Origin of the sequence: Streptomyces carpinensis, assembly GCF_002154505.1 — a bacterium.
GTDB classification, from domain to species: Bacteria; Actinomycetota; Actinomycetes; order Streptomycetales; family Streptomycetaceae; genus Streptomyces; species Streptomyces carpinensis.
In genome coordinates this window covers 1-22,138 of sequence record NZ_MUBM01000112.1, presented here as the reverse complement: position 1 = coordinate 22,138, position 22,138 = coordinate 1, and the positions used below count along the sequence as shown (strand labels likewise).

Sequence of the window (22,138 nt, the reverse complement as noted above, 5' to 3'; positions counted from 1 at the left end):
AGCCGGTGCCGCACGGACCCGTGCCGGTCGCCGGCCATTCCGTGCACGGTCACCGGCCCGTTCGGTTTCCGGCTTTGCCCGTCCTTTGCCGGTGGGCCATTGTTGCAGCCCCCTCGGGCAGCGGTACGTCAGGTCACCGCAAGCGGGGTCATACGACGACCGTGGCCCGGAAGACCGTGCCGGCCCCGGACACCTCGGTCTTCTCCCCGGCCGGGACGAACACGGACTGCCCGGCGGTCAGCTTCTGGTCGCCGGCCCGTACGGAGCCTGCAGTGCACAGCAGGATCTGCGGGGTGCGCAGGCTGAGGTCGTGGGCGGTGGTGCCCTCGGGGAGGACGTAGCGGGACAGGCGAAACTCGTCGATGGGGGTCTCGTAGACCTCCTCGCCGTCCGGGGCGGCCTCGGGGCGCAGCACGCCGGGGTCGCCGGCCTCGAAACGGACGATGCGCAGGAGTTCGGGGACGTCGACGTGCTTGGGGGTCAGGCCGCAGCGCAGGACGTTGTCGGAGTTGGCCATGATCTCCACGCCCAGGCCGCTGAGGTAGGCGTGCGGGATGCCGGCGCCGAGGAACAGGGCCTCGCCGGGCTGCAGGCGGACGTGGTTGAGGAGCATCGCGGCCAGCACTCCCGGGTCGCCGGGGTAGTGGTGGGCGATGCCGGCATAGGGGGCGTGGTCGCCGCCGAGGCGGGTGCAGGCGGCCGCGGCCTCGGCGACCGTGTGGGCCATTTCCTCGGGGGCGGCGGTGAGGATCGCGGTGAGGACCTCGCGCAGGGCCGCCTCCTCGGGGCGGGCGTGCAGGAGGTCGACGTACGGCTTGAGGGAGTCCACGTCGAGGGCGGCGAGCAGGTCGGCGGCCTCGGACGGGGCGCGGAAACCGCACAGGCCGTCGAACTCGGTGAGTGCGCAGATCAGTTCGGGCTTGTGGTTGGCGTCCCTGTAGTTGCGGTGCGGGGCGTCCACGGGGACGCCCCTGCGCTCCTCCTCGGCGTAACCCTCCTGGGCCTGCTGGAGGTTGGGGTGGACCTGGAGGGAGAGGGGGGCGCCGGCGGCGAGGATCTTGAGCAGGAAGGGCAGGTGCGGACCGAACTTCGCGACGGCCTCGGCGCCCAGTTCGCGCTCCGGGCCGGACTCGATGACCTCGACGAGGGTTCCGCGCGCGGTGCGCGAGGGCGCGCCCGGGTGGGCGCCCATCCACATCTCCGCCTGCGGCTCACCGCTCGGTTCGACGCCGAGCAACTGCGGGATGGCGGTGGTGGAACCCCAGGCGTAGGGGCGGACGGTGTTGTCGAGGCGGTCCATGCACTTCTCTCTGCGGTTGTTGTCGGGGCTCCGGCACACCCGTCCGGGGGGCCGGCCGGATCCCCAGGTCAGACCCTGGAGGCGAGCGACAGGTAAACGGCGGCGAAATCCGTGACGGCGATCAGTTCCGCGAGGGTCTCGATCTCGCCACCGGGCTCCGGCTCCAGCTCGCTGATCGGCGTGTCGTGGCTGAGGGCCAGGTCACGGGCGGCGGGAGCGGCGGTGAGACCTTCGAGCGGCCGGTCGCGGAGCAGGACCACGCGCGCGTGCAGCGCGGGCGGCTCCTCGACGCGGTCGCGGAAGAAGTCGCCCGGGTCGGCGCTGGCGGCCAGCGGTCCGGCGAGCAGGGCGCTGTGCGCGGCGATCGCTTCGGGCAGTTCGGCGACGACCGCGGGGATGCCGGACAGTTCGGCGAGCCCGGCGGCGAACCGGCGGCCGGCGGGGCCGGCGGCGACGCCCTCGGTCCAGATCACCGGCAGCGCGTCGGCGAGTTCGGCGGCGAGGGTCTTGGCCGGGTTGCTGTAGGTGGCGATGGCCGGCCCGCAGCGCTCGGCGATGTGGTCGAGCCGGTCGGCGGCCGCTAGCAAGGCGTCGGGCGGGGCGGTGACCAGGCCGATCCGGTCCAGGAGTGCGAGCAGCGGGGTGAGCAGCGCCCACAGGACTCCGGGGGCGGACCCGGCGAGGGGCTCGTCGTGGTCGTAGGGGGCCGTCGCCATGGGGACGAACAGGCCGTGGGCGCCCTCGACGGCCTCGGCGAGCGGGGTGCCGGCCGGGGCGACGGCGACGACCGTGCACCCGCGGCGGTAGGCCTGGTCGGCGAGCAGGGACAGGCTCGGCTCGGTGCCGTCCGGGGTGGCGATCAGCAGCAGGTCGACGGAGCCGGCCCAGCCGGGCAGTTCCCAGCGCAGCGCGCCCGAGGCGGATGCGACGCCGGTGGGGGCCAGCCGGGTGACGGGGCTGCCGACGCCGGCGAGCGTGCCGATCAGATCGGCGGCGTGGGTGGCGGAGGCGCCCGGTCCGGCGATCAGTACGGCCCGGGGTCGGCCGTCGGGTTTGAGGTCGCCCACGCCGGCCTCGGCGGCGTGCCGGGCGGCGGTGCGGACGCGGGCGCCGGCCTCGGCGGCACCGCGGAGCAGTCCGCGGCGGTCGGCCTCGGCGAGTGCCTCCGGGGCGTCGAGCAGCGATTCGTCGAGCATGGGCGGCAGCCTCCGATCGGGCTCCGAGCGCCGGGGCGCCGGGACGTCGAGCGTCGGGACGTCGAGTCGTCGGGAATGGGACGTCGGGGACGTCAGGACGAGGACGAGGACGAGGGGGACGCCAGGACGTCAGGACGGTGGGGCGTCGGCTCGTCCAGTCGTCGGGACGTCGGTCACGCGGGGCGGCGCGCCTCGTCGACGAGCAGGACGGGAATCCCGTCGCGAACCGGGTAGGCCAGGCCGCAGCCCTGGCCGGTGCAGATCAGCTCCGCGTCCTGCTCCTTGAGCGGGGCGTGGCAGGCCGGGCAGGCGAGGATCTCCAGGAGGCCGGCTTCGAGCGGCATGGGCGTTCCCTCCGGGGCGTAAGGGGGCGTGTGCGGTTGTACGGACGTGCCTGGTCAGGGTACCGCCGGTGAGGGCCCGGTGACGGAGCCGGGCGGGGCCGTACGGCATCGGGCCGGGCCCGGCGGAGCCGTACGGCATCCGACGAGGACCGTACGGCATCCGGCGGCACGGGCGGCCCGTCAGCCGCGGATGATCGCCAGGGCCTCGTCCCGCACCTCGGCCATCGTCGCCGCGTCCCTCGCCTCCGCGTTCAGGCGGAGCAGCGGTTCGGTGTTGGACGGACGGACGTTGAACCACCAGTCGGCGGCGGTGACGGTGAGGCCGTCGAGTTCGTCCAGGGTGACGTCCCGGCGGTCGGCGTAGGCGGCCTTGAGCGCCGTGAGGCGGGCCGCCTGGTCGTCGACCGTGGAGTTGATCTCGCCGGAGCCGACGTAGCGGTCGTACTGGGCCACCAGGGCCGACAGGGGGCCGTCCTGGCCGCCCAGGGCCGCGAGGACGTGCAGGGCGGCCAGCATGCCCGTGTCGGCGTTCCAGAAGTCCCTGAAGTAGTAGTGGGCGGAGTGCTCGCCGCCGAAGATCGCACCCGTCCTCGCCATCTCGGCCTTGATGAAGGAGTGGCCCACACGGGTGCGCACGGGAGTGCCGCCGTTCTCCTCGACCACCTCGGGGACCGACCACGAGGTGATGAGGTTGTGGATGATCACGCCCTGGCCGCCGTGCCGGGCCAGTTCGCGGGCGGCGACCAGCGCGGTGATCGCGGACGGGGAGACCGGCTCTCCCTGCTCGTCGACCACGAAGCAGCGGTCGGCGTCGCCGTCGAAGGCGATGCCCAGGTCGGCACCCTCCTCGCGGACGCGCTTCTGCAGGTCGACGAGGTTCGCCGGGTCCAGCGGGTTCGCCTCGTGGTTGGGGAAGGTGCCGTCGAGTTCGAAGTACATCGGGACCAGGTCGACGGGCAGGCCGGTCAGGACCGTGGGGACGGTATGGCCGCCCATGCCGTTGCCCGCGTCGACGACGGCCTTCAGGGGGCGGATGTCGGACACGTCGACGAGCGAGCGCAGATGCGCCGCGTAGTCCTCCAACGTGTCGCGCCGCGTGATCGTTCCGGCCCGGCCGGCCGGCTCCGGGGCACCCGACTCGCGCCACTGCTCGGCCAGTTCGCGGATCTCGGCCAGGCCCGAGTCCTGGCCGACGGGGGCCGCGCCCGCCCGGCACATCTTGATGCCGTTGTACTGCGCCGGGTTGTGCGAGGCGGTGAACATCGCGCCCGGCAGGTTCAGCGCGCCCGAGGCGTAGTAGAGCTGGTCCGTCGAGCACAGTCCGATCTCGGTGACGTCGGCGCCGAGCCGCGCGGCGCCGCGCGCGAACGCACCGGCCAGGCCGGGCGACGAGGGCCTCATGTCGTGCCCGGTCACGATGGCGTTCGCGCCGGTCACCCGGACGAAGGCCGCGCCGAAGAGCTCGGCCAGCGACTCGTCCCACTGGTCCGGGACCACCCCGCGCACGTCGTACGCCTTCACGATCTGCGACAGATCAGCAGCCACGGCCAACCCTTCTGGAGTCCAATCGGTCACCACAAACTACCCGCCCCGGGCGGCGGAGCCGACGCCTGAGTGACGGGGCACGCGTACTGCTGGAAGAACTGGGAAGGACTTGCGAGCCGTTGGGGGTTTTCCTCGGCTCGCGCGGTGGCGCACCGCTGGGCACAGGCCTCGGCTCGCGCGGTGGTGAACGGTTTTGTCAGTTGTCCGGTGACCGGAGCACCCGCAGATGACCGCGCCGGGCGACCTCCATGGGGTCCGCCCCGCGCGCTCCGCCGCCACCGGCCTGCGCCGCCCGCTCCTGGGGCCGGGCCGCCTCGCGCACCGCGTTGGCGAGCGCTTCCAGGTCGTCGCCGCTGGGGCGGGCGGGCGCCGAACCGTCGATGAGCCGGACGACCTCCCAGCCGCGCGGAGCGGTGAGGCGCTCGGAGTGTTCGGCGCACAGGTCGTAGCAGTGGGGTTCGGCGTAGGTGGCGAGCGGGCCGAGGACAGCGGTCGAGTCGGCGTAGACGTACGTCAGCGTCGCTACGGCAGGACGGCCGCAAGCGGTGCGCGAACAGCGACGTACAGGGCTCACGATGTTGGACGGTACCGCACTCTTGAGCGGGCCGCGACGACTCTCCACGAGGTCACCCCACCGTGTCGTCCTGTGAGACGCCCCACACACTCCTTCCGACACTCCCTGCTGACCTGCGCAGACGGCGGAGAACGCGATCTCGGGCGCCTCTCGTTCCGGTCACGACTGGGTACAAACACTGTCAATTGCCTTGAGCTCGACGGTCTCGGAGAGATACGGAATCGAGCCCGAGCTTGGCTGGAAAGGGCATCAAGTGACACGCGATCACGCGGATGACGCGGTGTCCGGTATGTGCTGGGCATGCCGTGCCGAGCCGGGCGCGGACAGGCGGCGGGGACTACCCTTCAGCAGTGATGGACAACCGTGTACCGCCCCGTTCCGCCGGCCCCGGGCCCCGACGACGTGATCGCCACGGCAGGGGCATGCGCGGCCCGATCGCGCCGCCTCAGGTGCCGCTGGCCGCGAGCCGTGCCGAGGCGTTCGCGGACCTGGTGCAGGACTCCGTGGACCGTCTGGAGCGGCGGTGGCCGCAGCTGGCCGACATCGACTTCCTCGTGCTGGAGGTGCCGCGGCTGGACGGGCCGGGGCAGGCCTGGAGCGACGAGCCGGTGCCGCTCGGGGGCACGGTGCCCGCGCAGGACGGCCGCCGGGCGCGGGTGGTCGTCTACCGGCGGCCGGTGGAGATCCGCAGCAAGGGGCGTGACGAGCGGGCCGCCCTGGTGCACGAGATCGTGGTCGAGCAGGTGGCCGAGCTGCTCGGGCTGACCCCGGAGACGGTGGATCCCCGGTACGGGGAGGACTGAGCCGAGCCGTGGCCTCGGCAGGGCCCGCCCGACCCTCATCAAGGCCCTCTCCCCCTCACCAGAGGCTCTCCCGGTCCTCACCAGGGGCCCTCCTGATCAGGACGGGTCCTCCCGATCACGCCCCCGCTGCCTCCTGCCGACCCCTGCCGGTCACGATCCCTGGAGCACCGACACGTCCTCGTCCGCCTGCGGCACCGACACCGTTCCCCGGTCGTCCGGCAGGGTCTGGATCGTGAACCCGGCGACGCCCTCCTCCGTACCGGTGAGGGTGCGCGCCCCGTACACCGGGCCGCCGGACAGGCGCTCCACCGTCAGCGCGTAGGTGCCCTTCAGCCCGGACGGGACCGGCGGGGTGATGTCCTCGGTCGTGCCCGCCTTGATCGTGTACGTCTTCGTGGTCGCCGTTCCGCCCTCGCTGCCCGCCGAAGCCGTGACCTTGACCTGAGCGGCGGCGGTGGGGGCCGTCAGGGAGAGCGTCGAGCCCTTCTCGCTGTTGTCGGCCGAGGTGGCGCGCGCACTGACGGGACCCGTCGCCGGGATGAACGCCGTCTCCTGCTTGTCGCCCTTGCCGCGTATGACCCGGAGCGCGGCGACCACCGGCACGGACGGCGAGGTCTGGGTCAGCACCAGCGAGCCGGCCTCCCCGCGGGTGACGTCGCCCAGATCGACGGCGGTCGTCATTCCGCCCTTCACGTGCACCGTCTCGTGGCCCGCGGGTGTGATCAGCCCGGACGGCGAGGCCAGTCTCACCTTCAGGTCGGCGTCCGCGTCGGCGGGCGTGAAGGCGATCAGCCGCACCGAGGTGGCGTCCTTGGGGATGCCCGGCAGGACGAGGCTGTCCGCCGGGTCCGCGGCGGCCGCCAGCCAGTCCCCGCCGAGCTTGTCGTCGAGAGCCTGCACCGCCGCCCCGACCCGGCCGCTGCGCACGCTCACGTGCACCGTGAGGTCCTGCTGCGGTGCGTCGGCGAGCGTGGACAGCAGGATGGGCTTGCTGGAGTGCGGAGCGACGGTGATGCCCTCACCCACCGTCGACTTCACGGCGCCGTCCTTGCCGTAGAGCTCGACGTCGACGACCGCGGCGGAGTCGTCGGGGTTGGTCAGGTGGACGTAGTCGGACCGGTCGGCCGCGGTGCTCGCGCCGGGAAACCAGAACTCCGTGTCCGGGGCGGTGCAGTCCACGCCCAGCAGGCCGCGTCCGGTGCCCGCGGCGACCTCGGTGGTCTGCTGCACGGTCCAGCCGGGCGCGAACCTGCCCTCGGCGGTGCCGATCAGCGCCGGCGCGTCCGCGCCCGAGGTGTCGCCGGTGACCGGCGTACCGGGCTCCTTTGGCTCCAGGGCGGGCTTGGATGCCTTCTTCTTGCCGGCGCCGCCCTTGCCCTTGCCCTCGTCCGGAGTGGCCGACTCCTCGACGGCGGGCTGGAGTTGCGCCTTGCCGTGACCGTCGGTGCCCTTGGTCACGGGCGTGAAGGACGTGTACGAGGTGTCGGCGATGTCGGAGTTGCTCGGGGTCGGGCACACCAGGGTGGTGCGCTCGACGGGCAGCCGGGCGGCGGCCTTGGCGCTGCCGGCGCCCGCCGCGTCCGGGGTGTCCAGCGCGGCGAATCCGGTGACGGCGGCGAGCGCGGCCACGCCGGCGATCAGGGACAGGGTCGTGCGGTTCACTGCTGGCTCCCGTCGGGGCGCTCACTGCCGATGCCGTGCGTGTGGTCGTGCGCGTGGTGCTGTGCCGGGTCGTACGGCTCCTCGTAGCCCTGGTGGTACGTCGTGTGGTCGTAGGACGCCGGCGCCTGCCCGCCGTACGCGTACGGGTCGTACTGGCCGCCCTGGTACGGGCCGGCCTGGCCGTCCTGGTACGCCTGGTCGTAGGCACCCGCCGGGTACTGCTGGGCCTGGTCGGGGATGGTCTGGTACGGCTCGCCGCCATAGGCGCCGTACTCCGTCGCGGTTCCCGCTCCGGCGGCGCCGGCGTAGGCGGTGGTGTCCCACTCGCCGTAGGACGGCTGGTGCGGTACGGCGGCGGGGGCCTCCTCCACGGCGGCGGGGGCCTCCTCCGCAGGAGGAGGCGTGACGCCCGGATCCGGCGACGGCGCTTCCTGGGCGGCCTGTTCGGCCTCCTCCTGAGCGCGCAGCCGACGGGCCCGCCGGCCCTCGCCGGTGACCGCCGGTGCGGCGACGAGCTGCTCCTCGGGCAGGTCGTCGTCGATGTCGCGGCGCCGGCCCGGCAGGGCGAGGACGACGAGGACGACGGCGAGGAGGCCCTGGGCCCACAGCCAGGCGGTGTGGCCGACCGGGTCGTCGAAGGCGACGTCGAGCTTTCCACCGGATGCGGGCAGCTGGAAGCCCTGGGCCCAGCCGTCGACCGTGGTGCGGGTGAGCGGCTTGCCGTCCAGGGTGGCCGTCCAGCCCGGGGCGGCGGCGTCGGCCAGGCGCAGGACGCGGCCCCCGGCGCCGGACGGGATCGTGGTGTGGATCTCGACGGGTCCGGCGGCCACGGGCTGCGTGCCGGTGCCCGATCCGGAGTCCGAGCCCGAACCGGAGGCGGGCACGATGGCGGCGCGCGAGACCTCCTGGTCCACGCGCCACAGGGCGTTGCCGTCCTGCTGGCTGAGCCGGCTCAGGCCGGGGGTCGAGTCCAGGACGCGGCTGATCTCGCGGGGCGCGCCCTTGTGGACGAGGACGTAGCGCACGGCGAAGCCGCCGAGCTGGCCGGCCTGGTCCGCGCCGGAGCCGGCGACCAGGTTGGCGACGACCTTGTCGAGCCTGCTGTTGCCGCCGTCCGCCGCGGCCAGTTCGGCGTCGCCCATCCGGACTCCGGAACCGCGTACGAGCATGTAGCCGACGTGGGCTGCGGAGTCACTGTCGAGGACCAGGGTGCGGGCCTGGTCGCGGGTGCTGCTCTCCTCGGCGACGAACGCGGGCACCTGCGCCACGTCGCGCCGCTCCAGTGGGCCGTCGGCGCCGCGGATCATCCAGCCGGCGACGATGAGCAGGGGGCCCGCGGCCGAGGCGAAGGCGATGAGCGCGGCGACCGGCTGGCGCCAGCCGAAGCTCTGTTCGGCCACGCGCGCGCGTGCCCCGTCGGCGCCGAGAGCGGCGGCGGCCAGGAGGGCGAGGCCCTGGACAAGGGTGGCGGGACCGGCCCAGGCGGAACCGTTGGACAGGACCGCGAAGACGAGAGCGACCAGAGCGACGGCCCAGGCGGTCCAGATGGCGAACTGCCGCTCGGAGCGCAGCAGGGCGGCCAGCGCGGCCAGGACGATGCCGATGAGCATCAGCCCGTGCACCGTGCCCGGTCCGCCCGGGCCGGCGCCCATCAGGTCGAGCGCGGAGGCGGCGGAGGAGCCGTACTCCAACCCGGCCTCCTTGAAGAAGCCGAACGGCAGCAGCGACAGCGACCAGGGCGCGAGGACCAGCAGCGGGGTGCCCAACTGGGCGAGGAAGCGCAGTCCGTGGGCCACGATGTCGCCGCGGCGCACGGCCAGCACGCCGAGGCCGAGGACGAGCGCGATGGGCCAGACGATGGGCGTGAAGGCGGTGGTGACGGTCAGCAGGAGTGCGTACGCCCAGGTGGCGCGCCAGCTGCCGCGGGCGCCGGAGGCGCGTGCCAGGCCGCTCGCCGCGATGCCCGCGCGGGCGATGAGCGGCAGCAGCACGGCCAGTACCGCGGTGCCGATGCGGCCGCCGGCCAGCGCGCCGGTGGTGGCGGGCAGGAAGGCGTAGACGACGGCCGCCCAGGCGCGCAGCAGCCGCGACGGGACGAGCGGGCGGGAGGCGAAGTACGCGGTGAACCCGGCCAGCGGTACCGAACCGATCAGCAGCACCGTGACCGCCAGGCCCGTCGAGCCGAACAGCACGGAGGCGAGCATCGCCACGAACGCCAGGTACGGCGGCGCCGACGGGGTGCCGCCGGTGCCGACCGGATGCCAGGAGTCGAGGTAGCGCGACCACAGTTCGGAGGAGTCGGCCGGGGCGGGCAGCAGGGCGCCGCCCGCGAGCGCGCCGCCGCCCAGCAGGCTGCGGCAGGCGACGAGGGAGACGGCCAGCAGCACCAGGAAGAGCACCGGGCCGGGCTTGCGGGCGATGCGCTTGAGCCGGGCGAACTGCTCGATCTCCAGGAAGTCGGCGTCCTCGCCGCCGGGCCCGGACTCGACCGCGCCACCGTGCCGGCCGGCCGAGGAGACCTCGGGGTCGGAGCGGCCGACGAGGTTGCTCGCGACCTGTTCGACGGTGGCGCGGATCGTCGCTCCTGGCGGCGGGAACAGGGCCCGCAGCTCGCCCTTGTCGATCTGCGGCTTCCCGCGCCTGCGCCGGCCCGCGATGATCCGCTCGGGCCGCAGCAGCGTGCCCACCAGGCCGCGGATCTCGTCGACGGCCTGTCCGGGGACCTTGCCGACGAGGTAGGCGACCGTGCGCAGCAGGGTGCCGAGGACGAGGCGCAGCAGCACCCAGGGGAGTGCGGCGGCGCGGGTGTTGACGAGGAGGGTGTAGATGGCACCGGCCTTGTCGACCTTGTGCGGCGAGGCGGCGGTGCGCCCCACGCAGTCGACGGTGCGGCGCTCGCGGGAGGCGGCTTCGGCGTGCCGTACCACGGCGTCGGGGGCGATGAGGACGCGGTGGCCGGCGGCGTGCGCGCGCCAGCACAGGTCGACGTCGTCGCGCATCAGGGGCAGCCGGCGGTCGAACCCTCCGAGCTGTTCGAAGATGTCACGCCGGATCAGCATTCCGGCGCTGGAGACCGACAGCACGGTCCGGACGTGGTCGTGCTGGCCCTGGTCCTGTTCGCGGCGGTCCAGTCCGGTCCAACGGCGGCCCGAGTTGGCGATGCTGACGCCCACTTCGAGAAGCTGGCGGCGGTCGTACCAGCCGCGCAGCTTGGGGCCGACCACCGCCACGTCCTCGCGGCCGAGCTCGTACTCGTTGTCGACGACCCGCAACAGCTCGGCCAGGGCGCCGGGTTCGGGGGCGCAGTCGTCGTGCAGCAGCCAGAGCCACTGCACCGGTTCTCCGTGGGGGAGTTCGGGCAGGTCGTAGGCGTCGTCGCGCCAGGTGCGCGTGACGGGGTCCCAGCCGCTGGGGCGCTTGAGGTACGGCAGTTCCTGCGGGGTGAGGACCGGGGTGGTGCGGGTGACCTCCTCGACGGCCTGGCCGAAGCCGGTGCGCCGGGCGAGGTGCAGCACGCGGTCGGCGCCGAGGGCGTCGGCGAGCACCTGGGCGGAGGTGTCCGCGCTGCCGGTGTCGGCCGCCACGGCGTACTGCACGGGGCGTTCCTGGCCGAGCAGGCCGGCGAGCGCGTCGGGCAGCCAGCGGGCGCCGTCGTGGGAGACGAGGACGGCGGTGACGACGTGCCGCGGGAACTCCGGCGGACGGGTCGGGTCGGACTGCGGGGCGAACTGCGTCGCGCGCGCGTGGTCCGACGACGCTGCTGCGGTGACGTCGTAGTGGGCTGCCGTATGGCTGTGCACGGACATCGAGATACACGGCCCCGGTTCGGTGGACTGCGGTGGACGCCTGTGCTCCCTGAGGGCAGCGGGGCGTCTCGGACGAGCGACCACACTACTGGCTGGCCATGACGGCGGCCCGCCGCCTGTGGATAACCCACCTGCGACGGGCCGTTCGTGACGTTTGCATGGGGAATGTACGCGGAGTCCGCGTACGGACGGTGACCGGGCGGCGGTCGGACGGCGCTCGACGGAGGGTCAGACCGCGGCCTTCTTCAGACGGCGCCGCTCGCGCTCGGACAGGCCGCCCCAGATGCCGAACCGCTCGTCGTTGGCGAGGGCGTACTCGAGGCACTCGGAGCGGACCTCGCAGGCGAGGCAGACCTTCTTGGCCTCGCGGGTGGAGCCGCCCTTCTCGGGGAAGAAGGACTCGGGGTCGGTCTGGGCGCACAGCGCGCGCTCCTGCCAGCCGAGTTCCTCGTCCGCGTCGTCGACCAGCAGTTGCTGCACCAGCTCGGTCATGTGCGCCCCTCGTCTGTCTTTCGCGTCCCCGTGATGTAGCCGTTACCGATCTCGGCTGAACGACACGAGTGAAATTACAAGTGTGCTGCTCCGGGCGAGTCAAGCCGAGATCTGCTATTGGGTCCCTTATTCACTCTGCGGAACCAAGGCCATGCGGAAAGTGTTCAAATCGGCATAAACCTTGACACGCAGCCGAGGCCCCGAAGACCCGTCGCCCCGCGCGGAACCCTCGCGGAGCCCCAGAAGTGAAGGACGCCCAGGCCATCGATCCCGTTCCGACACGCGCACCGAAGCGAACCGGATCACAGTCGGATCACGAGACCGCAACGGGGCTTGCGCGCCCGGCATGTGCGCCATGTGTCCCACTCTCCCGCTGAGCAAACCTTTCACCCGAGAGATGAACCGGAAGAGGTGAAACATGTCCCACATTCCGGGCGTCGAGTTGACAGTGGTGGTGTGAACCGGTCTGCTTGTGGGCATGCTCGCGAACTCGGCACTCACCTCGACCCGCACCGCCGGGTCCCACGGTGCTGCCCGCGCTCGCTGTAGCTGTGGCTGTTCCGGCTGTTGAGCCCTCGCGCACACGCGCGCTCCAGCCGCCGTCCGGGCCCCCCTTCCACGGCCCGGCGACCGTTCCCTCCGATCGGCCCACCGAGGAACCACGACACCCTCATGAACAGCGACAGCGACCTCCAGATCGCCGGCGACATCCTCGAAGTCCCGCACCTGCTCCAGACCCCGCCCGAGCACCCGGCCACCGTGGCCGACTTCGTCGGTCTGGCCCGTTCCATCGCGGCCGACCGCGCGCAGTGGGAGGACCTCGTCCGGTACGACGCGACCACCCGCTGGTACTACCGGCTGCGCACCGGTCCCGGCTACGAGGTGTGGCTGCTGTCCTGGGTGCCCGGCCAGGGCAGCGGACTGCACGACCACGGCCGCTCCTCCGGTGTGCTGACCGTCCTGGACGGCACCCTGACCGAGCACACCTCGCGGGGCACGCGCGCGCTGGGCGCGGGCGCCCAGCGCGTGTTCGCGCCGGGGTACGTGCACGAGGTCGTCAACGACACGCTGCGGCCGGCGGTCAGCCTGCACGTCTACTCCCCCGGACTGACCGAGATGCCCATGCACTCCACCGCGTCGTGCGCGGGGGCGGCGCACCAGGCGGTGGACGCCGTCGGCGCGTAGCAGTCGGACGCGGGGCGGGGAGGAGCGCCGCACTGAGTTTCGACGGGGCGGCAGATGCCCACGTCGAAGTCCGGGGGGAGGGCGGGCGAGGCGCCGCATCGCCCTACCGGCACCGCGTTGTCCGACCGGCCTGCAAGACTGGGCCCCATGCGGATTGTGGTTCTGGCAGGCGGCATCGGTGGTGCCCGGTTCCTGCGCGGTCTGAAGCGGGCCGTGCCGGACGCGGACGTCACGGTCATCGGCAACACCGGCGACGACATCCACCTCTTCGGGCTGAAGGTCTGCCCGGACCTGGACACGGTGATGTACACGCTCGGCGGCGGTATCAACGAGGAGCAGGGCTGGGGCCGGGCGGAGGAGACCTTCCACCTCAAGGAGGAACTCGCGGCCTACGGCGTCGGACCGGACTGGTTCGGACTCGGCGACCGCGACTTCGCCACACACATCGTGCGCACCCAGATGATGAGCGCCGGGTATCCGCTCAGCGCGGTGACCGAGGCGCTGTGCGAGCGGTGGAAGCCGGGGGTGCGGCTGATCCCGATGACCGACGACCGCGTGGAGACGCACGTGGCGGTGACGCTGCCCAGCGGTGACTCCGCCGCGGAGGACGGCGAGCGCAAGGCGGTCCACTTCCAGGAGTACTGGGTGCGGCTGCGCGCGTCGGTGCCCGCCGAGGCGGTCGTGCCGGTCGGCGCGGAGCAGGCCAAGCCCGCGCCCGGCGTGCTGGAGGCGATCGCCGAGGCGGACGTGATCCTCTTCCCGCCGTCCAACCCGGTCGTCTCCGTCGGCACCATCCTGGCCGTGCCCGGTATCAGGGAGGCGATCGCCGACGCCGGGGTTCCGGTGGTAGGCCTGTCCCCCATCGTCGGGGACGCGCCCGTGCGCGGGATGGCCGACAAGGTCCTCGCCGCGGTCGGCGTGGAGTCCACGGCCGCGGCGGTGGCCGAGCACTACGGCTCGGGGCTGCTCGACGGCTGGCTCGTGGACACGGTGGACGCGGCCTCGGTGGAGCGGGTCGAGGCGGCCGGGATCCGGTGCCGGGCGGTGCCGCTGATGATGACCGACGTCGACGCCGCCGCCCAGATGGCGCGGGAGGCACTGGTGCTGGCGGAGGAGGTGCGGGGGGCTTGAGCGAGAGGGCGCCCGGGTATTGGGTCTGGGCGATCGCCGGGATCCCCGAGGTACAGCAGGGCGACGACCTCGGCAAGCTGATCGCGGCCGCCGAGCCGCGACTGGCCGACGGCGACGTCCTGCTGGTCACGTCCAAGATCGTGTCCAAGGCCGAGGGCCGAGTCGTCGTCGCGGCCGACCGGGAGGCCGCGATCGACGCGGAGACCGTACGGATAGTGGCCCGGCGCGGACCACTGCGGATCGTCGAGAACCGACAGGGCCTGGTCATGGCCGCGGCCGGGGTCGACGCCTCCAACACCCCTTCGGGGACCGTGCTGTTGCTGCCCGAGGACCCCGACGCCTCGGCGCGCGCCATCAGGGAGGGGCTGCGGGACGCGCTCGGCGTCGACGTCGGGGTCGTCGTCACCGACACGTTCGGGCGGCCCTGGCGTGCGGGGCTCACGGACGTCGCGATCGGCGCCGCGGGCGTACGCGTGCTGGACGATCTGCGCGGCGCCACGGACGCCCACGGCAATCCGCTCAGTGCGACGGTGGTGGCGACGGCGGACGAACTGGCCGCCGCCGGTGACCTGGTGAAGGGCAAGGCGGCCGGGCTGCCCGTCGCGGTGGTGCGCGGGCTGGCCCACGTGGTGTCCGGGGAGCACGGCGAGGGAGCGAGGGCCATGGTGCGCGACGCGCGCGATGACATGTTCCGGCTCGGTGCCTCCGAGGCGGTACGGGAGGCGGTGACCCAGCGCCGTACCGTACGCGCCTTCACGGACGAACCCGTCGACCCCGGGGCGGTGCGGCGGGCGGTGGCCGCGGCGGTGACCGCGCCGGCGCCGCACCACACGACGCCGTGGCGGTTCGTGCTGCTGGAGTCCGCCGAGTCCCGGACCCGGCTGCTCGACGCCATGCGGGACGCCTGGATCTCCGACCTGAGACGGGACGGCAAGACGGAGGAGTCGATCGCCAAGCGGGTGCGCCGCGGCGACGTGCTGCGGAACGCGCCGTACCTGGTGGTGCCCTGCCTCGTCATGGACGGCTCGCACACCTACGGCGACATACGGCGGGACGGGGCCGAGCGCGAGATGTTCGTGGTCGCCGCGGGCGCGGGCGTGCAGAACTTCCTGGTCGCGCTGGCAGGGGAGCGGCTGGGCTCGGCATGGGTGTCGTCGACGATGTTCTGCCGCGACGTGGTGCGCGAGGTGCTCGGCCTTCCCGAGACCTGGGACCCGATGGGCGCGGTGGCGGTCGGGCATCCGGCGGAGCAGCCGCGACCGCGGCCGGAGCGGGAGGCGGGCGCGTTCATCGAGGTGCGGTGACCGCTGCTTCCGAGCGGAGTGGCCGCCACTTCCGGCGGCTCGTCCGTAGCGCCGCTTAGTCTCATAGGAACCACTCCGGCGAACTTACGGAGACCCATTCGTGGCAGGACGCTTCGCTCCGCGGCCCACGCGTACGACCGTGCGCGGTGGCCATGTCGCCGTGCCCTCCGCCGGTGTGCCCCGGCAGGCCACCGCGCCGGGGCGGCAACGCACCTGGGTGCCGGACGGGCCCCTGGACCTGGGGCTGGTGCTCGGGCCGCTGCGGCGCGGGCCGGGCGATCCGACGTTCCGTGCGACGCCCGACGGGTCCGTGTGGCGGGCGGGCCGTACGCCGCTGGGGCCCGGGACGCTACGGGTCTTCGCGCGCGGCCGGGAGGTGTGCGGCCAGGCGTGGGGACCGGGGGCCGAGTGGCTGCTGGAGCAGCTGCCCGACTTGCTCGGGGCCGCCGACGATCCGTCCTTGTTCGTGCCGAGGCACCGGCTGCTCGCACTCACCCACCACCGGCGGCCCGGGCTGCGGCTGACCCGGACCGGGCTGGTGCTGGAGTCGCTGATCCCGTCGATCCTGGAGCAGAAGGTCACCACGGTCGAGGCGTACGCGGCGTGGCGGACGCTGGTGCGCAAGTACGGGGAGCCGGCGCCCGGTCCGGTGCCCGTGCGGATGTACGTCATGCCGGCGCCGCGCACCTGGGCGCTGATTCCCTCGTGGGACTGGCACCGGGCCGGGGTCGACGACAAGCGGGCGGCCACGGTGCTGCGCGCGGTGCGGGTCGCGGCGCGGCTGGAAGAGGCGGTACGGATGCCTCCGGCGGCGGCGCGGGAACGGCTGGAACTGGTGTCCGGTATCGGGCCGTGGACATCGGCGGAGACCGTGCAGCGCAGTCATGGGGCGGCGGACGCGGTGACGATCGGGGATCTGCACCTGCCGGGGATCGTGGGCTTCGCGCTGGCCGGGGACCGGCATGCCGACGACGCTGCGATGCTGCGGCTGCTGGAGCCGTATGCGGGACAGAGACATCGGGCGGCCCGGTTGATCCTGCTCAGCGGGCGGGTGCCGCCTCGGCGGGCACCCCGGATGCCCATCGGTGACATCGGGCGCCTCTGAGCACTCGCGCGCTGACGGGGTGCCTCCCCCGCGCTCCTGTGCGTCGGGCACCGGAGGAGGCACGACTGCCCGCAGCCGCGTGGCGTACCTACTGGTCCGAGGAGAATCTCACCGCGCCCGCCGGGATCCGGGCGTCGCACCATACCCGTACGCCGTCGCGCAGCTCGTTGTCGGCGCCGATGACCGCGCCGTCGCCGATGACCGTGCCGGTGAGGACGGAGCGGGTGCCGATGCGGGCGCCGTTGCCGATGAGGGAGTCGGTGATGACGGCACCGGGTTCGATGACGGCACCGGGCAGGATCGTACTGCCGCAGACACGCGCGCCCTCGGCGACGAACGCGCCCTCGCCGACCACTGTGCCACCGGTCAGCTTGGCGTCGGGGGCGACGAAGGCCGTGGGCAGGATGAGGCGGTCGCCGCAGCGGCCGGGCACGGCCGGGGAGGGGGCGCGGCCCAGGACGAGGTCCGCCGAACCGCGGACGAAGGCGGCCGGGGTGCCCAGATCGAGCCAGTAGGTGGAGTCCACCATGCCCTGGAGGTGGGCGCCGGCGGACAGCAGGTCCGGGAAGGTCTCGCGCTCCACCGACACCGGGCGGCCCTGCGGGATCGTGTCGATGACCGAGCGGCGGAAGACGTACGCCCCCGCGTTGATCTGGTCGGTGACGATCTCCTCCGGAGTCTGCGGCTTCTCCAGGAAGGCCAGCACGCGGCCCGTCCCGTCGGTCGGGACCAGGCCGTAGGCGCGCGGGTCCGTCACCTTCGTCAGGTGCAGGGAGACGTCGGCGCTCGTCTCCTCGTGGGCGCGCACCAGTGCCCGGATGTCCAGGCCGGTCAGGATGTCGCCGTTGAAGATCAGGACCGGATCGTCCGGGCCGGAGTGCAGGCGCGAGGCGACGTTGCGGATCGCGCCGCCCGTGCCCAGCGGCTCCTCCTCCGTGACGTACTCCAGGTGGAGTCCGAGGGAGGAGCCGTCGCCGAAGTACGGTTCGAAGACCTCGGCCAGATAGGACGTGGCGAGCACGATGTGCTCGACGCCCGCCGCCTTCGCCCGCGCCAGCTGGTGGGTGAGGAACGGCACCCCCGCCGCCCGCACCATGGGCTTCGGGGTGTGCACCGTGAGCGGGCGCAGCCGGGTGCCCTTGCCGCCGACCAGGAGGATCGCTTCTGTCACCTGTCGTCTCTGCTTCCTGCCGGGACCGGCCGATCTGTCCTTCGGCCGGCCAGTGTATGCAGGCCGTTCCCGGCCGCCTTCGAGGGCCGTGCGGTGTGGTCCGGCCTCAGCGCCCCTGGTAGCGCGCCGCGTCCTTGCGGACCGTGCCGAGCTTTGCGTAGAGCTTGCTTCCGGGGCAGTCGGTGGCGAATCCGTCCCGGTGGCCGGAGATCACGTTCAGGCGTACGTTCTTTCCTTTTTGGTAGAGGTTGCCACCGGCGGACTTCAGATATGTCTTTCCGCGCGGATTCATCCCGTAGAGACCGAGCTTCCACGCCAGCAGCCTGGCGACGGCCCTGACGGCGGCCGAGGAGGGCTTGGACTTGCTGTAGGTGCCGATGACGGCGATCCCCACGCTGTCGCTGTTGAAGCCCATGGTGTGGGCGCCCAGCACCGGCTTGGCCACGCCGCCGGCGCGGCCTTCGTAGATGGTGCCGCACTTGTCGACCAGGAAGTTGTAGCCGATGTCGCGCCAGCCCATGCTCTTGACGTGGTAGCGGTAGATACTGCGGATGACCGAGCGGGCCTGCGAGCAGCTGTAGTTGTTGCCGGTCACGGTGTGGTGGACGAACGCCGCCTTGACCTTCTTCGTGTAGACGAAGCCGTCGGCGCGCAGTGACTCGTCCGCGCCCCAGCCGCGGCGGGTGACGATCGTCGGGCGCGGGCCGACATGGGGCTCGACTCGCTGACCGGTCGTCAGCTCGCCGCCGCGCAGGGCGAACAGCTCGTCTTCGGTGTCCTCGCGGTCGAGCGCGGGGATCTCGGTGGCGCCGATCGGGGCGAGGCCGGCGTTGGCGGCTGAGGCGGCGGTCGCCGCCTCGCTCAGTTCGCCGGTCCGCGACTGGTCGGGCTGGTCGGGGTCGGGGCCGGCGGGCGGGGGCTCGTCGCCGGGGTCGACGAGTTCGACCCGCAGCCCCGAGGGCAGCGGCAGCGCTGGGTCGAGGGCGCCCTGGCCGCGGTCGCCGGTGTCCGCCCGGACGCGTACGTCGACGCCGTCGCAGTCGCCCACCCACAGCGGCGCGGTGGCGCCGCGCACGTGCCCGGCGGTGCGTTCGGCGGTGCCGGGGTCGGCTCCGTGGTCGGCGTTGTGGGTGTCGACGGTCTGCCAGCCGGACCAGGTGCCGGTGGCGGCGGAACGGGTGCGGATCTGGACGCTGCCGTGCAGTTCGGTCTCCGGGTCGTCCCAGACGACGCCGACCAGCGAGAAGTGCCGCACATCCGCGCGGTACAGGCCCCATTCAGAGGCGGCGCCCGGGCTTCGGCCGCGGGCACGGCCCTCGGTGAACGGGACGAGGGGCAGGGATCGGGTGCTGCCGGAGGCGTCCGCCGCTTCCGTGCCGGCGCGCTCCGCGGCCGGCGCGGCCGAGACCCACGCGGCCGAGGCCCGTGCCGGGGCGGCCGTCGCCAGTGCCGCGAAGGACTGTCTCGCCGTCGTCGCGGCCGTTGCGGGGAGGGCGGGCGCCAGAGCGAGCGCCGCCGAACTGATGACACCGATCGAGGACGCAAGAAATCCGTATCGTCGACGCATGCCCACGATCTTGGACATAGTCATACATATCTGTCCATTAGGCAACTGACGGTGCGTCGGATGAACCTTCCCCCGAACCGGTGGCCGCCCGCCGCCCCCCATGACTGCCACAGCGCGGTGCGCGGGCGCCGCGCCGCGTACGCTAGCCCGGGTGAACGCCACCGAACGCACCCCTGCCGACCTGCTGCGTTCCGCGCTCGCCGCGGATCCCGGACGCCCCCTGGTGACCTTCTACGACGACGCCACGGGCGAACGCGTCGAATTGTCCGTGGCCACCTTCGCCAATTGGGTGGCCAAGACCGCGAACCTCCTCCAGGGGGATCTCGCCGCCGGACCCGGCGACCGGGTCGCCCTGCTGCTGCCGGCGCACTGGCAGACGGCGGTGTGGCTGCTCGCGTGCGCGTCGGTGGGCACGGTCGCCGACGTCGGCGGAGATCCGGGGGCGGCCGACGTCGTGGTGAGCGGACCGGACACGCTCGAGGCCGCGCGGGCCTGCTCCGGCGAGCGCGTCGCACTGGCGCTGCGGCCGCTGGGCGGACGGTTCCCGCAGCCACCGGCGGGTTTCGTCGACTACGCCGTCGAGGTGCCGGGACAGGGCGACCGGTTCGCGCCGTTCGCGCCAGTGGACCCGGAGGACCCCGCCCTGATCGTGGCCGGCGCCGAGTACACGGCGGCGAAGGTCGTGGAGCGGGCCCGGGCGGACGCCCCGGGGCTGGACCTGACGGGGCCGGGTTCCCGGCTGCTGTCGGGGCTGCCGTACGACACCTGGGAGGGGCTGAGCGCGGGCCTGTACGCGCCGCTCGCCGCCGGAGGCTCGGTCGTCCTGTGCCGGAACCTGGACCGGCTGGGCGAGGAGTCGCTGGCCAAGCGCATCGAGGCCGAACGGGTCACGGCGACCGCGCGGTGACGGCCGTGGAAGCGGTCGGAGGCACGGCCCGACACCTGATCGCCGGAGGCACAACCCCGATGCCCGGCAGCCGCAGGCACGGCCCGCCACCTGACGGCCGCAGAGTGACCTGGCACCTGACGGCCGCGGACGTGACCCGCCACCTGTCCGGAGACATGGCCGCACACCCGCCTCCACGGCTCTGACGACCGCCCCCGGGCCGGACGTGTCCCTCGTTCGGTCCATCACGACCCCTCCCCCGCTCCCCCTCCGGGCCATGGTCGTAGAACGGGCCGAGGAGAGGGGTGGTCTCAGACGTGACCCGCAGGTCAGGCGAGAGCCGCGCCGAGGACCGCGCCGGCGCCCCGGCCGGGCCGGCAATGGGGCCGGCCCTGGGGGTGTCGGCCACCGGGGCCGGGCTCATGCGCCGGCGGCGCATGCGCTGGCTGCGGGGCACCGCGCTCGGGGCGGCCGTCCTGCTCACCGCGGCCGCCGGGATCGGGTGGGCGGTCTACGTCAAACTCAGCGACAACATCACCCCCGACGAGGCGGCCGCCGCAGAACTTCGGCGCTACGCGAAGGAGCGGCCCACCGCCCTGGTCAAGGGCGCGCAGAACATCCTGCTGATCGGGTCGGACACCCGCTCCGGCGACGGCAACGGGCGATACGGCCGGGACGGCGGCACCGAGCGGTCCGACACCATGATCCTGCTGCACCTGGCCGCCGGCCGGCGCAACGCCACCGCCGTCTCACTGCCCCGCGACCTGATGGTGGACGTGCCCGGCTGCCGCCGCCCGGACGGCAGCCGCTCCCAGGCGACGTTCGCGATGCTCAACTACGCCTACCAGACGGGTGGTCCGGCCTGCGCCATCCGCACCGTCGAGAAACTGACGGACATCCGGATCGACCACCACGTCGTCGTCGACTTCAGCGGGTTCAAGGAGATGGTCGACGCGGTCGACGGCGTCGAGATGTGCCTGAAGAAGCCCGTGAACGACAAGGACGCCGGACTGCGGCTGCCGGCGGGCCGGGTGACGCTCGACGGCGAGCAGGCCCTCGGCTACGTCCGTGCCCGCAAGTCCCTGGGCAACGGCAGCGACACCGACCGGATGGAGCGCCAACAGCGGTTTCTCGGCGCCCTCGTCAACAAGGTGCGCGGCGACGACGTCCTGCTGAACCCCGTGAAGCTGTATCCCGTCCTGGACGCGGCCACCTCGTCCCTGACCACCGACCCCGCGCTGGCCAGCCTGCGCGGTCTCTACCAACTCGTGCGCGGGCTGCGCGAGATCCCCACGGAAGAGGTGCGGTTCCTGACGGTTCCGCGGGAGTCGTACGTCTACGACGCCAATCGTGACCAGCTCGTGGAACCGGAGGCCGAAAAGCTGTTCGCCCGGCTGCGGGCGGATCAACCGGTGGAGGTCGCCAAGGAGGATTCACGGGATTCCGGAGCAAACGGCGGCAATTCGGCTGCGGTGCATTCGGATTACCCGACGGGGGTGCCAGATTCCCGTCCCACCGAAGGTTCGGCTGCGCAGTCGTACGACTACGGTCGGTACGTTTCCAGGGGCACGCCTGAAGACCGCACCCTCGCCGCGGCTTTCGCGGTCCCACCTTCACCCACCCCGGCGTTCCCCGGCAACACCGCCGCCGAGGACTTCTGTGGGTAAAGCCGCGACCAAAGGCGAACTTCTGTTCAAGGAAATGGGCGGATTGCCCAGTTGTAAGGGGCGTGGAATTTGTCACCGGCGTCGCTCAATCCTCAACCGGCCGGATAGTGTGAGCGATCCGGTGCTACCGGCCGCGAGGTCTCCCTGGGGTCGTGCACTGCGTGAACAGACCCGAGCGCCTCTTGAGGGGGGAGGCGCCGCGTGGCCCCGACGGAGGATTCGGACAACCGTGGACGCGCAAGGCCGTGGGCGGGCGGACAACATCGATCCCGCAGACCAGTGGGTGCTCAATCCGAACACCGGCGAATACGAACTGCGACTGACTCCTTCCGCTCCGCAGTCGGCGGTTCCCAGCCCGCGCAGACCCGCCCCGCGCGGTGCGGGTCTGCGCGGGCTGGGA

17 protein-coding genes are annotated in these 22,138 nt (G+C 73.0%); 7 read left to right on the top strand and 10 right to left on the bottom strand.

The features are described 5' to 3' along the window. Positions 1-148 precede the first annotated feature (148 nt). The 5 genes from manA to BZY54_RS16580 all read right to left on the bottom strand — a co-directional run bounded on the left by manA (position 149) and on the right by BZY54_RS16580 (position 5,007). On the bottom strand, positions 149-1,300 hold the full coding sequence (manA, locus tag BZY54_RS16600; RefSeq protein ID WP_086725972.1) for a mannose-6-phosphate isomerase, class I: 1,152 nt from the start codon (positions 1,298-1,300) through the stop codon (positions 149-151). A gap of 68 nt (positions 1,301-1,368) precedes the next feature. Further along, positions 1,369-2,496, bottom strand: a complete 1,128-nt coding sequence (locus BZY54_RS16595) for an SIS domain-containing protein (protein ID WP_086725971.1) — start codon at positions 2,494-2,496, stop codon at positions 1,369-1,371. A 173-nt stretch (positions 2,497-2,669) separates the two neighbouring features. After that, positions 2,670-2,840: a Trm112 family protein gene (locus tag BZY54_RS16590; RefSeq protein ID WP_086725970.1), complete on the bottom strand. Its 171-nt coding sequence runs from the start codon at positions 2,838-2,840 to the stop codon at positions 2,670-2,672. A 180-nt stretch (positions 2,841-3,020) separates the two neighbouring features. Beyond that, positions 3,021-4,385, bottom strand: a complete 1,365-nt coding sequence (locus BZY54_RS16585; protein ID WP_086725978.1) for a phosphomannomutase/phosphoglucomutase — start codon at positions 4,383-4,385, stop codon at positions 3,021-3,023. A 196-nt stretch (positions 4,386-4,581) separates the two neighbouring features. Then, complete coding sequence (locus BZY54_RS16580; RefSeq protein WP_086725969.1) at positions 4,582-5,007, bottom strand: DUF3499 domain-containing protein; 426 nt, start codon at positions 5,005-5,007, stop codon at positions 4,582-4,584. A gap of 305 nt (positions 5,008-5,312) precedes the next feature. Between BZY54_RS16580 and BZY54_RS16575 the strand changes: the two genes are divergently transcribed. Next, positions 5,313-5,762 (top strand): metallopeptidase family protein, encoded by a 450-nt coding sequence (locus BZY54_RS16575; protein WP_086725968.1) that lies wholly within the window; start codon positions 5,313-5,315, stop codon positions 5,760-5,762. A 150-nt stretch (positions 5,763-5,912) separates the two neighbouring features. Here the strand turns inward: BZY54_RS16575 and BZY54_RS16570 are convergent, their stop codons facing one another. The 3 genes from BZY54_RS16570 to BZY54_RS16560 all read right to left on the bottom strand — a co-directional run bounded on the left by BZY54_RS16570 (position 5,913) and on the right by BZY54_RS16560 (position 11,722). Then, a complete protein-coding gene (locus BZY54_RS16570) occupies positions 5,913-7,424 on the bottom strand; it encodes a DUF5719 family protein (RefSeq protein ID WP_086725967.1) in 1,512 nt (503 codons plus the stop codon). After that, positions 7,421-11,230 carry a glycosyltransferase family 2 protein gene (locus tag BZY54_RS16565; protein ID WP_086725966.1) on the bottom strand — a complete coding sequence of 1,270 codons (3,810 nt, stop codon included), beginning with the start codon at positions 11,228-11,230 and terminating at the stop codon, positions 7,421-7,423. The genes BZY54_RS16570 and BZY54_RS16565 overlap by 4 nt, the downstream gene beginning before the upstream one ends. 228 nt (positions 11,231-11,458) lie before the next feature. Further along, on the bottom strand, positions 11,459-11,722 hold the full coding sequence (locus BZY54_RS16560; RefSeq protein ID WP_003975777.1) for a WhiB family transcriptional regulator: 264 nt from the start codon (positions 11,720-11,722) through the stop codon (positions 11,459-11,461). Between the two features lie 672 nt (positions 11,723-12,394). Between BZY54_RS16560 and BZY54_RS16550 the strand changes: the two genes are divergently transcribed. The 4 genes from BZY54_RS16550 to BZY54_RS16535 all read left to right on the top strand — a co-directional run bounded on the left by BZY54_RS16550 (position 12,395) and on the right by BZY54_RS16535 (position 16,447). After that, the gene (locus BZY54_RS16550; RefSeq protein WP_086725965.1) at positions 12,395-12,907 is read left to right on the top strand and encodes a cysteine dioxygenase; all 513 of its coding nucleotides are present in this window, start codon (positions 12,395-12,397) and stop codon (positions 12,905-12,907) included. A 147-nt stretch (positions 12,908-13,054) separates the two neighbouring features. Further along, a complete protein-coding gene (gene cofD, locus BZY54_RS16545; RefSeq protein ID WP_086725964.1) occupies positions 13,055-14,038 on the top strand; it encodes a 2-phospho-L-lactate transferase in 984 nt (327 codons plus the stop codon). Continuing rightward, complete coding sequence (locus tag BZY54_RS16540; protein WP_086725963.1) at positions 14,035-15,342, top strand: coenzyme F420-0:L-glutamate ligase; 1,308 nt, start codon at positions 14,035-14,037, stop codon at positions 15,340-15,342. The genes cofD and BZY54_RS16540 overlap by 4 nt, the downstream gene beginning before the upstream one ends. A 100-nt stretch (positions 15,343-15,442) precedes the next feature. Continuing rightward, positions 15,443-16,447, top strand: a complete 1,005-nt coding sequence (locus tag BZY54_RS16535; RefSeq protein WP_086725962.1) for a DNA-3-methyladenine glycosylase family protein — start codon at positions 15,443-15,445, stop codon at positions 16,445-16,447. 88 nt (positions 16,448-16,535) lie between these two features. Here BZY54_RS16535 and manB read toward each other — a convergent pair whose 3' ends face one another. Together manB and BZY54_RS16525 are read right to left on the bottom strand one after the other, a co-directional pair. Further along, positions 16,536-17,618, bottom strand: a complete 1,083-nt coding sequence (manB, locus tag BZY54_RS16530; RefSeq protein ID WP_086725961.1) for a mannose-1-phosphate guanylyltransferase — start codon at positions 17,616-17,618, stop codon at positions 16,536-16,538. A 106-nt stretch (positions 17,619-17,724) separates the two neighbouring features. Continuing rightward, positions 17,725-19,203, bottom strand: coding sequence for a peptidoglycan recognition protein family protein (locus tag BZY54_RS16525; RefSeq protein WP_086725960.1), 1,479 nt, complete (start codon positions 19,201-19,203; stop codon positions 17,725-17,727). A gap of 133 nt (positions 19,204-19,336) precedes the next feature. On the opposite strand from BZY54_RS16525, the gene BZY54_RS16520 reads away from it, so the two are divergent. Continuing rightward, positions 19,337-20,092, top strand: coding sequence for a TIGR03089 family protein (locus BZY54_RS16520; protein ID WP_086725959.1), 756 nt, complete (start codon positions 19,337-19,339; stop codon positions 20,090-20,092). Between the two features lie 359 nt (positions 20,093-20,451). Continuing rightward, positions 20,452-21,738: an LCP family protein gene (locus tag BZY54_RS16515; RefSeq protein ID WP_086725958.1), complete on the top strand. Its 1,287-nt coding sequence runs from the start codon at positions 20,452-20,454 to the stop codon at positions 21,736-21,738. Positions 21,739-22,138 lie beyond the last annotated feature (400 nt).

Bases quoted from the DNA above. Each gene is read 5' to 3' on its own strand.
- BZY54_RS16590 (WP_086725970.1), bottom strand. From the start codon at position 2,840: ATGCCGCTCGAAGCCGGCCTCCTGGAGATCCTCGCCTGCCCGGCCTGC.
- BZY54_RS16565 (WP_086725966.1), bottom strand. From the start codon at position 11,230: ATGTCCGTGCACAGCCATACGGCAGCCCACTACGACGTCACCGCAGCA.
- BZY54_RS16595 (WP_086725971.1), bottom strand. From the start codon at position 2,496: ATGCTCGACGAATCGCTGCTCGACGCCCCGGAGGCACTCGCCGAGGCC.
- BZY54_RS16525 (WP_086725960.1), bottom strand. From the start codon at position 19,203: ATGTCCAAGATCGTGGGCATGCGTCGACGATACGGATTTCTTGCGTCC.
- cofD (WP_086725964.1), top strand. From the start codon at position 13,055: ATGCGGATTGTGGTTCTGGCAGGCGGCATCGGTGGTGCCCGGTTCCTG.
- BZY54_RS16560 (WP_003975777.1), bottom strand. From the start codon at position 11,722: ATGACCGAGCTGGTGCAGCAACTGCTGGTCGACGACGCGGACGAGGAA.
- BZY54_RS16515 (WP_086725958.1), top strand. From the start codon at position 20,452: ATGGGGCCGGCCCTGGGGGTGTCGGCCACCGGGGCCGGGCTCATGCGC.
- BZY54_RS16550 (WP_086725965.1), top strand. From the start codon at position 12,395: ATGAACAGCGACAGCGACCTCCAGATCGCCGGCGACATCCTCGAAGTC.
- manA (WP_086725972.1), bottom strand. From the start codon at position 1,300: ATGGACCGCCTCGACAACACCGTCCGCCCCTACGCCTGGGGTTCCACC.
- BZY54_RS16575 (WP_086725968.1), top strand. From the start codon at position 5,313: ATGGACAACCGTGTACCGCCCCGTTCCGCCGGCCCCGGGCCCCGACGA.